Source organism: Saprospiraceae bacterium (assembly GCA_016715965.1).
Lineage (GTDB): Bacteria > Bacteroidota > Bacteroidia > Chitinophagales > Saprospiraceae > Vicinibacter.
The window spans coordinates 3,213,251-3,227,279 of sequence record JADJXG010000001.1 but is presented as its reverse complement, the minus strand read 5'-3'; the positions used below and the strand labels follow the sequence as shown (position 1 = coordinate 3,227,279).

The window sequence follows — 14,029 nt, the reverse complement described above, 5'->3', positions numbered from 1 at the left end:
CAAACATCAAAGCTTAGAGACTACTCATAATGTTTTAGTCTTTATAGATCAAATATTGCTTTCTTAATTTTCCAAAATTTTTTAGATCTTTTTCCCATGATTTTCTGATATCTTCCTCAGACCACTGATGAATTATTTGAAATCTCAATTGATCAGTTCCAGCCAGAAGATCAAAAAATTTTCCTGGGCTAAAAAAAGAGTCAGGTTGGAGAGAATGTGCTTTTAGTAGGAATTTCAAGGGAATTTTACCTGAATTAAACAAGGAATCCAATCTTAGATTTTTACATGAAAAACCCTTGCAATTTAAATTTTTATGGGGTGGATTTTTAGCGCCGGTCATTTCTCTTGGAGTAAAAGTGGTGTCAAAATTAGTAAGTTGGGGGTGCCCAAAAATTTGAAAAGGAGAATCAGTACCTCTTCCAAGACTCCAGCTTGTTCCTTCAAAAAAACAGATTCCGGGATAAAGCCAAATGGATCGCATATCTGGCAAATTTGGAGAAGGCTTTACCGGTAAACTGAAAGCCAAACTTCGTTGGTAATTTTTGCAAGGAATGATCAAGTAGGCAAAACTGCTATCCGTTTTTACCCACCCTTCGCCAATCATCATTTTTCCCAATTCACCAATGGTCATTCCGTAAACAACCGGAATGGGATGTAATCCAACAAATGAACTAAATTCATTTTTCAATACAGGTCCATCCACATAATGACCATTCGGATTTGGTCTGTCCAAAACAATTAATGTTTTTCGATTTTCAGAAGCAGCTTCAATGACATAATGTAAAGTAGAAATGTAGGTAAAAAATCGAACTCCTACATCCTGTAAGTCAAAGAGGATAAGATCGATGTCTCTAAGTTGTTCGTTGGTAGGTTTCTTTGATTTTCCATAAAGTGAAACTATGGGAATTCCGGTTTTTTCATCTCTGCCATCTTTAATCAGGTCACCTGCAGAAGATTCACCTCTTAATCCATGTTCGGGAACAAACAGCTTAACTACATTTGCCTGGAGTGATATCAATGAATCAACAAGATGGGTGTTTTGAATGATGGATGTATGATTAACAACAAGGCCAATTTTCTTTCCTTTTAGCATTGGCAAATATTCACTCAATTGATAGGCTCCCGGAAGGACTGTGTCCAGAGAAAGTTTTAGGACTGAATTTTGGAGTAGCTTACTTGGTATGATCTGCTTACTTTTGTGTGAGCAGAAAAGTAAAGTGTTGATAAGACCAAATAACAATAAAACATTTAAATATTTGTGCGCATAGCTCATGGGTAAATTTGCCATAGTTGATATTGAAACTACCGGGGGTCATTACCGGTATTGCAAAATTACGGAAATTGCAATAATCGTCATTGAAAATGGTAAAGAAATAAATAAATTCGAATCACTTGTTAATCCAGAATGTTCAGTGCCATCTGAAATTACAAAAATCACTGGGATTACCAATGAAATGTTAGAGAATGCCCCAAAATTTTATGAAATAGCCAGGAAGATTATTGAACTGACGCAAGACTGTATTTTCGTGGCGCATAATGTTAGTTTTGATTATGGGTTTATTAAAGAGGAATTTAGAAAACTTGGTTACTCATTTCACAGGAAAAAATTGTGCACAGTTACATTGAGCAGAAAATATTTTCCGGGGCTAAGGTCTTATTCTTTGGGCAGCCTTATTCGAAATTTTGACATAAAGGTTATTAATCGTCACAGAGCATATGACGATGCCTGGGCCACCTTACAGATTTTTAAGAAAATGCTTGAGTTGCAGGAAATTGAGGATGGTCATTTGCAAAATTACATCGGACATGCCATTAGGGATTCCAGAATTCCACCCGGATTGGAACCACAAATAATTGATCAGCTCCCGGATGAATGTGGTGTTTATTATATGTCCGATAAAGACGGAGAATTCGTATATATTGGAAAGAGCAAGCACATAAAAGAGAGAATTACTCAGCATTTTTCAGAGATTAATTTTAAATCATCAAAAATGATCAAGTCAGTTTGCAACATTCAGTTTCAGCTGACAGGAAGTGAGCTTATGGCTTCGTTGATTGAATCGCGGGACATTAAAGCGTATAAGCCTGAAATAAACCGAGCTCAAAGGCAGAGGGCAGAAACCTACGCCATAGTAAGGGAGTTAAACATCAATAAATATCCAGTTTACAGGGTCCGGCATAAAGATCAATTGATCGGAAACGAAATCACCATCCAACTTTTTAGTAATTCAGCCAAAGCACATGCTTATTTGGATTATCTCATATATCAGTATCAATTGTGTGATGCTGTTCAGAGAGATCTTATGAAGAAAAATCAACCATGTGCCAGGAAGCAAATTGGATTGTGTTTAGGAGCTTGTACAGGAGACGAATCATTTGAAAATTACGAGGAGAGATTTGAACAAATGCATCAGAAAATTAATCGCTTCTTCCAAGAGGATATGATGATTATAGATATTGGAAGAACCAACGAAGAGCAATCTGTGATTTTAATTGAGAATGGATTTTGTAGCTATATCGGTTACGTACCGAATGATATTGAAGCTTATGATTTGGAATCTGTTAAAGTGCATTTGGAAAAATACACGGGCAATATTGAAAGCAATGGTATCATTCTAAATTACTTGAAGAAATATCCTCAAACAAAGACCATTTTAGCTACCCAATTCAATGGAATGGAGAATTATAATTTGACAAACTAATCTTATCATAAGATAATCAGTTGACGAGTTCTTCATTTAGCGCTTTTATTCTTAATAATTCATGGCCCTGATTCAAATTGAAAATTGCAAATCTTGAGAAATGAGATTACAATTCCAAATATCTGTTATTGTTAATATTTCAGTAATAGTATTAAGTTTTTACGGTTGAATAATTTACTGCAACATCTTGTATTTTGGATATTGAATTGATAATGTGACGATTGTAATATTATTTATGTTGAATAGTTTGAAATAATATACTTTCTGCTCTATTTTGGGCCAATAGACCCTAATTTTACCCTTCGATTAGGAGATAAAATAGTGAAAATGAAAGGAATTATTTTAGCCGGAGGGCAAGGAACGCGACTCTATCCACTTACCCTGGCCATGAGTAAGCAATTGATGCCAGTGTACGACAAACCAATGATCTATTATCCTTTGTCTACCCTGATGTTGGCAGGAATCAGGGAAATATTGATCATTTCTACCCCGCGGGATACTCCGATGTTTAAATCTTTGTTGGGGGATGGATCTCAATTTGGTATCAATCTAAGTTATAAGGTTCAGGAAAATGCAAATGGATTGGCCCAAGCTTTTATATTGGGAAAAGAGTTTATTGGCAATGATAAGGTGTGTTTAATACTTGGAGACAATATATTTTATGGCCACAAACTGCCTGAAATGCTCAGAGCTTGTACCAATCCAGAGGGAGGTATTGTGTTTGCGTATCCGGTAGCAGATCCTGAGCGATATGGTGTGGTTGAATTTGATGAAAACCATAAAGCCATCAGCATTGAAGAAAAACCGAAGCACCCAAAATCCAAATTTGCGGTACCTGGGATTTATTTTTACAACAATGAGGTTGTTCGAATCTCAGAAGGGCTAAAACCATCAGACAGAGGCGAGTATGAGATCACAGATGTAAACAAGGCGTATATGAGCAGAGGCCAATTAAAAGTAGAAATGCTGGGTCGTGGTGTAGCCTGGTTGGACACCGGCACCCACGAATCCCTGATGCAAGCCTCTCAATTTATCCAGGTTATTGAAGCCAGACAGGGACTTAAGATAGGTTGTCTAGAAGAAGTTGCTTTTCTAATGAATTTTATAACCAGAGAAGAACTGCAGGTCCAGGCCGATAAATTGCATAAAAGCTTTTACGGTGAGTACTTGCAACGATTGTTAGATATCACTGCATGACAAAGCTATTGCCAAAGTTCCTAAACTTTTTTTTTAATGCTGCGTTTTTCCATTCAAAAGTATAAAATATGTATCCTCCAGAATTGGTTAAACCCATGGCTCAGGAGTTAATTGACTCCGGTTTTAAAAGTCTTCGAACCCCAGTTGAGGTAGAACAATATTTAAATCAGTCATCCGGCACCACCTTGCTGGTGGTTAATTCGGTGTGTGGTTGTGCAGCTGCAAACGCCAGACCTGGCGCAAAAATGTCGATTCAGAATGATAAAAAACCGGATCAACTTTTAACTGTTTTTGCAGGATTTGATACGGAAGCAACTTCAAAAGCACGGGAGTTTTTGCTACCCTACCCTCCTTCATCTCCATGCATTGCACTGTTTAAGGATGGAAGATTGGTGCATATGTTGGAAAGACACCATATAGAAGGAAGATCAGCACAAATGATCGCACAGAATCTCGTGGGGGCATTTAACATGTACTGCAATTGATTGGTAAGATGCTGCTAAAATTTTGGATCCTTCTGTGTTGTATATCCTTTGGAATAATGAGGGGAAATTCTCAGGATTCCTTGATTAGATATCAAGCGATATACACCAAGAAGGAAATTAAAAAAGAAAAAAAGGACCTTAAAAATTTTATCAGGCTTCAATCTGCCACCGAGAAATCTTTTGCTTCAGGAAATGTTGATTACATAAATAATTCTTTGGCGACAATTCTTGGCCAAATGGATAAGGAAAATTTGGAATTGAATACCAGAATTTCGGATCGCACCATAAAGGTAGCTCCTGTTAAGAAAAAGGACAAAGCTGAGGATTTGCCAAAAGCATACAATCCAACCATAGAAGGTCAGTTTTCTAATAATGACAAGACCTCTGTCGCAGAAAAGAGATCTGAGACTGCTATTTTGATAAAATATAGTCAGATATTAAATCAGCAAAATTCAATTTTGAAAAAACTGAAAAACAAACCAGAAATTAATGCTGACACATCCAAAGAAGTTTTTAATGCAATTTCTTCCGATATAAAGGCTTTTACTGAAACATTAAAAGATGAACTTTCTTTAATGGCAAGAGAGTCGGGAAAAAAAGTTAAAAAAACTAAAAACAAAAAGTAAAATTAATCCCTAAAAATTTCATCTAAATTTTTAGATATATTTTCTGTAAGTTCGTCTGTAGGCAGGTCATTCGGTTCTAATCCAAACGGATCCTCAATTTCTTCGGCCAAAATTTCAATGCTTGTAAATACATAAAACAATAACGCTACTATTGGAACTGCCCAATATCCAAATTCACGAACAAAACCAATTGGCATCGTGAAAATATAAATAAACAATATTTTCTTCAGATAGAGATTGTATGAATAGGGCATTGGCGTTCTTTTTATTCGTTCGCAAGCCCCCAAATGATGTGTTAGATTTCCCAATTCCTGATCAAGCATCTTGATTTTTTCATCTGAAATATTGTTTTTTAAGTTTAGAATGATATGGTAAATGGTTTTGACAATCAGATTTGGAACATGCGAGCTGGATTCAAGTTTTTGCAAAGAGGGTTCATTCACCGGAATTAAAATTTCGATTTTAACTCCATTTCTAAGATGCTCTTTGGACGCAATAAAAAAATTCACCAACAGATTCTTTATTGAAGCTTTTGTTTCTTCGTCAATTGGAAGGGAATTTAGCTTAAACGCAAAGTTTCGAGTGCTTGTCAACATACCTCCCCATAATTTTCTTCCTTCCCACCATCTGTCATAAGCTGTATTTGTACGAAGGACCAGGAGTAGCGACAGCACAAAACCCACCAAAGAATGAATGGCGGTTGTGTTTTTGAAGGTGGCATGAAATATTTCATTTTCTATGTAGGCAACCAAAGCAGTATAAATTCCAACTGCCATCATGCCTCTCCAGGTCATTCTAAATGTATCAGATTTGTGGAAGCTAAAGATGAGTTTCCACCAATCTTTGGGGTTATATATGACCATATTGCAATGATAATTTGTGCAAATTTATAAATCTTTGAAATGTTATTATATTTGATATATTGTGGACAATTTAATTTACTTAATATGACAAAAGCTATTTTAGGACGGTTGATACCTATTTTTTTACTCTCTCCTTTGCTTGGATTTGATTTGCAGTCGCAATCCAATGAGAAAAAATGGGATATAAACAATCCACCCCTTGCTACCAAATCCTTTACCTTAAAGACGGATGAGGGTACTTGGATGAACCTTGATGTTAGCCTGGATGGTTCGAAGCTTGTATTTGATCTGCTAGGAGATATTTTTATCATGCCCATGACTGGTGGGAGAGCAACTGCACTTCGTTCTGGACTTGCCTATGAGGTTCAGCCAAGATTTAGTCCAGATGGAACTAAAATTTTATTCACGAGTGACGCAGGAGGAGCGGACAATATTTGGGTAATGGATGTGGATGGGTCAAATGCAGAGCAGTTAACCAGTGAAAAATTTCGCTTGTTAAACAATCCAAGTTGGCATCCCAACGGCAATTATTTTGCCGCAAGGAAGCATTTTACCAGCACAAGGTCTTTGGGTGCGGGTGAAATATGGTTGTACCACCGATCGGGAGGTGCAGGTGTCCAATTAACTGAAAGAAAAAATGACCAACAGGATGTCAATGAACCCTTCTTTTCTCCGGATGGAAGATACATTTATTTTAGTGAAGACATGTATCCTGGTGGCTTTTTTCAATACAATAAGGACCCAAACAATCAGATCTTTATCATTCGAAGATATGATACCAAAAACTCTAAAACGGAAAATATCATCGGCGGATCAGGATCTGCTTTTCGCCCTACTCCATCCAATGATGGAAAATATCTGGCTTATATCCGAAGAGACCGTACGAAAACCCAGCTGGTGATTCACCAACTGGAAACTGGAGAAGAATATAGCCTTTATTCTGAATTATCAAAAGACCAACAAGAGGCTTGGACCATTTTTGGAATCTACACCGGTTTTTCCTGGACACCAGATGATAAAGACATTTTGATATGGGCAAAAGGAAAAATACGAAAAATTAATGTTGCTTCTAAAATTGCTTCTATAGTCCCATTTGATGTGGAAGTGGAACATAAGATTGTGCATCCCTTGCAATCAAAGCAGATATGTTTTGAAGATACTGTTAAGATTCATGCGATTCGGAACTGTATTACCAGTCCAGATGGGAAAATCATCGTTTTTAATGCTGCAGGTTACTTGTATAAGATGAAATTGCCTGATGGACAAGCTGAACGACTAACCAAAGGAGATCATTTTGAATACGAACCCAGTTTTTCATCCGATGGAAAGGAGTTGGTATTTGTCAGTTGGGATGATGACGAAATGGGCAGAATACACAAAATGAATTTGGTGAAAGGTAGTACGACAGTGCTGTCAACAGAAAGAGGAATTTACCGAAACCCTTCAATTCCCCTGATGGCAAATGGATTGTTTATAGCAAAGAACCAGGCAACGAACACTTAGGTTTTTTGCATTGTAAGAATCCAGGAATTTATTTAATGCGAATCGATGGCAGTGGTACTAAATTAGTCTCTCCGATTGGGGAATATCCATTATTCAATGCCAGCTCAAATCGCATTTTTTTTCAAACCGGAGGCTATTTATTTGGCTCGCTCAGTAAATCTCTGAAATCTGTGGACTTTGATGGCCATCAGGAAATGACCCACTTTACAAGTACTTACGCCAATCGATTTATACCGAGTCCGGACAATCAATGGGTCGCATTTACAGAGTTGTATAAGGTTTATATTTCTGCTTTTCCTCCGGCAGGTAAGCCACTATTTTTAAGCAAGGAAACCAAAGGTATGCCTATTGCTCAAATTACAGATCGAGCCGGAATTAGCTTGCATTGGTCTGCTGATAGTAAAAAATTGTATTGGACACAGGGCAATGAATACTATTGTGAAAAACTGGAAAATCGATTTTCTTTTCTAAGAAACAAGGTAGATACATTGCCTCCATACGATACTCAATTTGTAAAAATTAATTTGACACTCCAAGCTGAAAAACCACAGGGAAGCATTGTTTTCAAGAATGTAAGAATTATTACCATGGAAAATGAAGGTGTTGTGGAAAATGGATACTTAATAATTCAAGACAACAAAATTTTTCAAGTTGGGCCAATGAGCGAGTATTTAAGCATTTCTTTTAAAGCAGATCGAGAAATGGATCTAAAAAGTATGACAATTAAGCCGGGAATCGTTGATGTACATGCCCATTTGGGAGCTTTCAGGTTTGGCTTAAGTCCAAAGAAACATTGGCAATATTGGACAAATCTTGCTTTTGGAATAACTACCACCCATGACCCCTCATCCAATAGTGAGATGACCTTTTCTCAGTCCGAAATGGTCAAAACGGGAAGAATGGTTGGTCCCAGGATTTTTACAACCGGCAACATACTCTATGGGGCTGATGGTGATTTTAAAGCGAGTATAGATCAATTAGAGGATGCATACTTTGCTGTGAATAGGACAAAATCCTGGGGAGCATTTTCTGTTAAGTCGTACAACCAGCCCAGAAGAGACCAACGTCAGATGGTTATCAAAGCTGCCAGTGATTTAGGTATGCTGGTGGTTCCGGAAGGTGGTTCATTTTTTTATCACAATATGACTCAGATAGCTGATGGGCATACCGGTATTGAACACAATATTCCTGTTTATCCTATTTACAAGGATGTAATTCAATTTTGGAGTCATGCTGGATCTGGCAATACACCAACTCTGATTGTGAATTACGGATCAGTCAATGGCGAATATTACTGGTATCAACATACTGATGTTTGGAAAAATGAAAGACTTTTAAAATTTACTCCACGACAAATAATTGATGCGAGATCAAGACATCGCACGATGATTCCAGAAGAAGAATATGAAAATGGACATATTCTTAGTTCAAAAAGCTGCAAAGCTTTAGATGATCATGGCGTTCGTATAAATCTTGGTTCGCATGGACAAATTCAGGGTTTGGGGGCTCATTGGGAGTTATGGATGCTGGTACAAGGCGGAATGAGTCCTTTGCAAGCCATTAAGTGCGCTACAATGAATGGTGCCCAATACTTAGGGATGGAACACTCTATTGGCAGCATTAAAAATGGCAAGTTAGCCGATTTGGTTATTCTGAGTAAAAATCCTTTGGAAAACATCCAACACAGCGAATCTGTACAATATACGATGATCAATGGAAAATTATGGGATGCGAATTCAATGCAAGAGATTTATCCAGATCAAACTAAAAAACCATCGTTCTATTGGAATAAGGAAGGAGCGATCTTTCCACAAAGCTTACTAAACTTACAATATTCCAATGCGCACTGCAGCTGTCAGCACCATGGCTTTGGTATTGAATAAAGTTTTTATTTATTTTGTTCTTTTGATTGAAGTGCTTTCTGCATTGGGTTAGGAGATCTGTTTTGATTTTGTGATCTTCTGCCTCCAGTTCGTTGACCCGATTTGAAAAGTTCAAAACGAGCAGGTTCTATTTGAGTATTCCAAATGTTATTGTCCATATCAATATCTGCTGTTTCGAGGAAGGGATCTAAGACAATAGACTGCACTGGTTTCTTTTTTAGGAATGTCTTTGTAAACGAATATTCGTTTTTTCTCCAAATATACGCATGTATCCGTTCTATTTCAGAAGTGCCATCCTTGTAATTCCACTGTAAAATAATTGGCATCACGCATCCACCAATATTTGAAAAATGAATTTCGTATAAATGGTAGGATTCGTATTTAGCAAAAATTGAATCATTTAATAACTCATTTTCTGTGCGGCTATTAGAATTTCTAATAGGACCCGGAGAAATTTCATTTGAAGGTTTTTCCACTTCTTTATAAGTATAGTAAAAATCCCTAAGAGAGGTGTCCCGGTCAATTAAGAAAGACATCCCTGATTCTTTGTTTCTAATTTTAGTGATTGACTTAAAGTTTTTCGGAATTTCATACTTCGGTTCGATACTTTTCGACATGGATGTACGGTTGGTCAAACTTGAATTTTGGGTGGTTGAATCTTTAACGATCGCCTTGTTTACAAAAGAATAAACGATTACAGAATCCATCGATATGTCAACCGGGTCTATGTCATAAAACCAAGCTCTCCAAAACCAATCCAGGTCAATAGAAGAAGCATCTTCCATCGTTCTGAAAAAATCAGCAGGCGTAGGGTGTTTAAATTTCCAACGCTCCGCATACTTTTTGAAAGCATGATCGAATAATTCCCTTCCCATTATGGTCTCTCTGAGAATAGTTAAGGCTGTTGCCGTTTTATGATATGCATTTGAGCCAAAATGGACCAAATTATCACTGTTGGTCATGATTGGTTCAAGTTCATCTTTGGGAAGTCGCATGTAATCCACTATCTTATGCGCCGGTCCACGTGGGGATGGATAGTTGTTATCAAATTCTTCCTGGGTCAGGTATTGAATAAAGGAATTTAATCCTTCATCCATCCAGGTCCATTGCCGCTCATCGCTATTAATTATCATAGGGAAGAAATTGTGCCCCACCTCGTGTATAATGACTCCAATCATACCATATTTGGTGCCCTCTGAATAAGTACCATCCTTTTCTGTCCGCCCGAAATTAAAACAAATCATAGGATACTCCATTCCATTGGATGCTTCAACGCTGATTGCTACTGGATAGGGGTAGTCGATCGTATATTTGGAATAGGTACGAATGGTGTGTGCAACTACTTTGGTGGAATATTTGCGGTACAATCCATAGGATTCTTTGGGGTAATAACTCATACACATTACCTTCTTATTGCCTATTTTGATTCCCATGGCATCCCAAATGAATTTACGAGAACTCCCGAAAGCAAAATCCCGAACATTATTTGCTTTATAATGCCAGATTTTACGATCTGTTGATTGTTGTTTTTCAGATTGTTCAGCTTCCTTCTTTAGTACAATTTCTATGGGTTCATCGGAATGAATGGCAGCTTTATATCTCAAAAATTGATCCGCACTTAAAACTTCACCATAGTTTTGGCATTCACCGGTGGAAGCAACGATATGATCAGCAGGAACATTCATCTTTACATCAAAATTTCCAAATGTCAATGCAAATTCTGCCCGGCCTGAAAATTGTTTGTTTTGCCAGCCTTGAAAATCAGAATAGACACACATCCTTGGATACCATTGCGAGATGGTGAATAGCGCATTTTGGTCTTCCGGAAAAAGCTCATATCCCCCTCTTCCACCAATGGTCAACCTATTGGGAATTGCATAAGTCCATTTGATAAAGAATTTGAACGTTTTACCGGATGCCAGTGGCTGTCGCAAGTCCACTCTCATCATGGTTTGATGGATTGTAAAGGGTAATTTTTGCCCTTTTCCATCCAGAACGGCTTCAATTTTTACGCCATGTCCCTCCAATTTTGACCGGATGTCCATGTCGGTTAATGTTCTTTCATAAAATGGCGGAGCGTATTTGCTTCCATCATAGAAATTGCTTTCAGCATCCGGACTATGTTGATTTTCATCAAGTTGTAGCCATAAGTAATCCAGAGATTCTGGTGACAAATTGTGGAAAGTAATCCATTCGTCTCCCTTTATCCTGAAATTTTCTTCGTCCAGAAATACGTTTATTTTATAGTCGGCTTTCATTTGCCAATACTGAAATCCAGGGGCTCCTGCCGCATTTCGATAGGTGTTTGGATCAGGAAGAATGCTGCCCAATTGTTCAAATTTATTACCATGATTAGAGGAGGGATTATTCATAATATTCTGAGAAAGAATATAATATGAATGTAGCATGAGAATAAAAACGATGGTATAACCACTTTTAAATTTCATAGAAGAACATTGTAATAAACAAAGGTAAAATGATTCTACGAATTTCTTCGTAGATCCATTAATATTTCCTATTTTTGTCCATGATTCTTTATTTCCTGTTGCACTTTTCTTTTTTATTTACTCACCCGCATTTTGTGAGTGTTTCCAACTTCAAGTATATTGCTGTTGACTCGGTCTTACAAGTCACCCATCGCGTGTTTACCGATGATTTGGAACGTGCCCTTTCCTTTCATCAAGGCACAAAGACTGATCTTCTGCAGGATAGTTTATATTCTGATAATATACAGTTGCTCGGGCAATATTTAGAACTTACGAGTAATGTTTATATAAATAATACCAAAATCAATTTAAGACTGTTGGGTTTTGAACAGGATGAAGAGGCTGTATTAATTTACAGAGAAGGAAAATGTGATTCACCACAAATGATTAAAATTAAGCTTGATTTTCTCCATTCCATTATACCCTCACAGGTTAATATTGTCCATTTTAATATGGATAAAGTAAGAAAAAGTACCCAGTTGACCAAATCGAAAAGTGAAATTCAGTGGATTCTTGATAAATAATCTGTGCTAATATTTGGACTACTTGGGAGAAAGAAAATTTTCTGCTATCATGCATCTTGCACTACCACCTCCAATTTTTTCGATGGTAGGAATATCTACAACCAGTATTTGGGTCTTAGATTCAAGTGCTTCAATTTGATTTAAATTCAGACTTTTATGAGCAGATCCAGACATAATCAACTGAGGCTCTCCTTTCGAATTTACCAATTGTAACATATTGCCCGCAAATGAATTCATTTGTTGAAAGTCTATTTCAATGATCTGTTTACCAGTTTGTTGAAAAATAGTTTTTAATTTCAATTGATCGGGCACTGAGATAGATTCCATACAAATGATTACAAAATCCAAACCCATGGCCATCATCACATTGGTGTGGTAGATGGGATAGCCCATTGCGTCTTTGGATTCAAAAGTAATCAATTGATAGTTTAGGATATCAGAAATCAATTGAAGTAATTCAGGATTCGTTCTTTCACTAAGACAAGCATATATAATCTTGTTCCCTCTGTCAAAAATCATACTTCCTGTACCCTCTAAAAATTGATTTTTCTCTTCATATTTTTCTAAGTGGATGGATTGATTGACAACAAAGTTATGGTGCAGTATTTCAACCAATTTGGCAGATCTTTCTAATCTACGCAATGGGGAATACATTGGGTAGCTGATCAGTTTACCATCTTCATGTAAAGTAAGCCAATTGTTTGGGAATACAGCGTCCGGCCTAATTTCTAGATCATCCTCTTGAAATACAATTACCTCAATATTCCTCATTTGCAATTTTGCAACCATTGCATCAAACTCCTCAACTGCCAATTGCTGAATTGAATTGGAGGAGACATCAGCAGGTTTGGATTGAAATTTGTTGTTATTGGCTGTTTCCGGGTTATAGCCAAAATGAGCTGGCCTTACCATAATGATACGCGATGTCAATTGTTTGTTCATCTAAAAATGATATAAATATTAACTTTGAATGGCCTCTTCTTTTAGTGATTTAGAGAGATCCTCTCCTAAAAAACGATCGATGTAATAATGGGCAATATAAATAACAGGGGTGGTCAGAATGGCCACTATAAATTTATACAAATAATTTATCGTGCCGATTGCCAATACCTGCTTTAATGGCCAACCTGCGCCCAAGTAAAAGGCAATCCATAATACCACATAACTATCTATAAACTGCGAGATCAAAGTAGATCCTGTAGCTCTTAACCAAATTTTTCCTTCACCAGTGTTTTCCTTAATTTTATGAAAAACAAACACATCCAATATCTGACCTACTAAAAATGCAACCAATGAACCAACAATAATCCACATTCCCTGCCCAAAAATAAGCTTATAGGCGTGGTTCAAATCTTGGACAGGTTGAGCAAGACCATCATCTGCCAGTGAAAGATGAGACTTTGGCCAGAAATCTGCGGGTACAAGCTGGATGGCAACTGATACGACCACAAATGCAAACAAAATTAGTCCGGCAGCTAAATATGACAAAAACCGGACCCCTTTTGGTCCATAATATTCATTGATTAGATCAGTTAATACAAATACCACCGGCCAAATCAACACACCCGTTGTAAGGTTAAACGATAAGTTTTGGAATCCAAATAGAGAAATGTGAACCGGCTGAAAACCCAGAGTCTTTTCAAGGGAGAATATTTTGACGCCAAGGAACTCCGCCAAAATAACATTTGTAATAAAAATACCAGCTAGAACAATAAATAAAGAGACCTGCTTATTTTTTGAGAGATTTAACATGGCAAAAT

At 37.1% G+C, this 14,029-nt stretch carries 10 protein-coding genes and 1 pseudogene; 6 read left to right on the top strand and 5 right to left on the bottom strand.

Annotated elements, in window-relative coordinates; genetic code table 11:
- Positions 1-34 precede the first annotated feature (34 nt).
- Positions 35-1,273 (bottom strand): DUF1343 domain-containing protein, encoded by a 1,239-nt coding sequence (locus IPM48_12450; GenBank protein ID MBK9272395.1) that lies wholly within the window; start codon positions 1,271-1,273, stop codon positions 35-37.
- On the opposite strand from IPM48_12450, the gene IPM48_12445 reads away from it, so the two are divergent.
- The 4 genes from IPM48_12445 to IPM48_12430 all read left to right on the top strand — a co-directional run bounded on the left by IPM48_12445 (position 1,272) and on the right by IPM48_12430 (position 5,010).
- A complete protein-coding gene (locus IPM48_12445) occupies positions 1,272-2,702 on the top strand; it encodes a GIY-YIG nuclease family protein (protein MBK9272394.1) in 1,431 nt (476 codons plus the stop codon). The two genes, IPM48_12450 and IPM48_12445, sit on opposite strands and share 2 nt — an antisense overlap.
- A 327-nt stretch (positions 2,703-3,029) precedes the next feature.
- Positions 3,030-3,899 carry a glucose-1-phosphate thymidylyltransferase RfbA gene (gene rfbA / locus IPM48_12440; protein MBK9272393.1) on the top strand — a complete coding sequence of 290 codons (870 nt, stop codon included), beginning with the start codon at positions 3,030-3,032 and terminating at the stop codon, positions 3,897-3,899.
- Between the two features lie 68 nt (positions 3,900-3,967).
- Positions 3,968-4,384 carry a BrxA/BrxB family bacilliredoxin gene (locus tag IPM48_12435; protein MBK9272392.1) on the top strand — a complete coding sequence of 139 codons (417 nt, stop codon included), beginning with the start codon at positions 3,968-3,970 and terminating at the stop codon, positions 4,382-4,384.
- Positions 4,385-4,620: 236 nt separating this feature from the next.
- Positions 4,621-5,010, top strand: a complete 390-nt coding sequence (locus tag IPM48_12430) for a hypothetical protein (protein MBK9272391.1) — start codon at positions 4,621-4,623, stop codon at positions 5,008-5,010.
- Between the two features lie 2 nt (positions 5,011-5,012).
- Here the strand turns inward: IPM48_12430 and IPM48_12425 are convergent, their stop codons facing one another.
- Complete coding sequence (locus IPM48_12425; GenBank protein MBK9272390.1) at positions 5,013-5,873, bottom strand: hypothetical protein; 861 nt, start codon at positions 5,871-5,873, stop codon at positions 5,013-5,015.
- 84 nt (positions 5,874-5,957) lie between these two features.
- Here IPM48_12425 and IPM48_12420 point away from each other — a divergent pair.
- A pseudogene (locus IPM48_12420) lies at positions 5,958-9,259 on the top strand (PD40 domain-containing protein).
- 5 nt (positions 9,260-9,264) lie between these two features.
- On the opposite strand, the gene IPM48_12415 reads toward IPM48_12420, so the two are convergent.
- Positions 9,265-11,706, bottom strand: coding sequence for a M1 family metallopeptidase (locus IPM48_12415; protein ID MBK9272389.1), 2,442 nt, complete (start codon positions 11,704-11,706; stop codon positions 9,265-9,267).
- A gap of 80 nt (positions 11,707-11,786) precedes the next feature.
- Here IPM48_12415 and IPM48_12410 point away from each other — a divergent pair, with 80 nt between their 5' ends.
- Positions 11,787-12,269, top strand: coding sequence for a hypothetical protein (locus tag IPM48_12410; GenBank protein ID MBK9272388.1), 483 nt, complete (start codon positions 11,787-11,789; stop codon positions 12,267-12,269).
- Positions 12,270-12,287: 18 nt separating this feature from the next.
- Here the strand turns inward: IPM48_12410 and IPM48_12405 are convergent, their stop codons facing one another.
- Positions 12,288-13,211 carry an amidinotransferase gene (locus IPM48_12405; protein MBK9272387.1) on the bottom strand — a complete coding sequence of 308 codons (924 nt, stop codon included), beginning with the start codon at positions 13,209-13,211 and terminating at the stop codon, positions 12,288-12,290.
- Between the two features lie 18 nt (positions 13,212-13,229).
- Positions 13,230-14,021 carry a queuosine precursor transporter gene (locus IPM48_12400; protein MBK9272386.1) on the bottom strand — a complete coding sequence of 264 codons (792 nt, stop codon included), beginning with the start codon at positions 14,019-14,021 and terminating at the stop codon, positions 13,230-13,232.
- Between the last annotated feature and the right edge of the window lie 8 nt (positions 14,022-14,029).

Bases quoted from the DNA above. Each gene is read 5' to 3' on its own strand.
- IPM48_12445 (MBK9272394.1), top strand. From the start codon at position 1,272: ATGGGTAAATTTGCCATAGTTGATATTGAAACTACCGGGGGTCATTAC.
- IPM48_12450 (MBK9272395.1), bottom strand. From the start codon at position 1,273: ATGAGCTATGCGCACAAATATTTAAATGTTTTATTGTTATTTGGTCTT.
- rfbA (MBK9272393.1), top strand. From the start codon at position 3,030: ATGAAAGGAATTATTTTAGCCGGAGGGCAAGGAACGCGACTCTATCCA.
- IPM48_12435 (MBK9272392.1), top strand. From the start codon at position 3,968: ATGTATCCTCCAGAATTGGTTAAACCCATGGCTCAGGAGTTAATTGAC.
- IPM48_12430 (MBK9272391.1), top strand. From the start codon at position 4,621: ATGGATAAGGAAAATTTGGAATTGAATACCAGAATTTCGGATCGCACC.
- IPM48_12425 (MBK9272390.1), bottom strand. From the start codon at position 5,873: ATGGTCATATATAACCCCAAAGATTGGTGGAAACTCATCTTTAGCTTC.
- IPM48_12415 (MBK9272389.1), bottom strand. From the start codon at position 11,706: ATGAAATTTAAAAGTGGTTATACCATCGTTTTTATTCTCATGCTACAT.
- IPM48_12410 (MBK9272388.1), top strand. From the start codon at position 11,787: ATGATTCTTTATTTCCTGTTGCACTTTTCTTTTTTATTTACTCACCCG.
- IPM48_12405 (MBK9272387.1), bottom strand. From the start codon at position 13,211: ATGAACAAACAATTGACATCGCGTATCATTATGGTAAGGCCAGCTCAT.
- IPM48_12400 (MBK9272386.1), bottom strand. From the start codon at position 14,021: ATGTTAAATCTCTCAAAAAATAAGCAGGTCTCTTTATTTATTGTTCTA.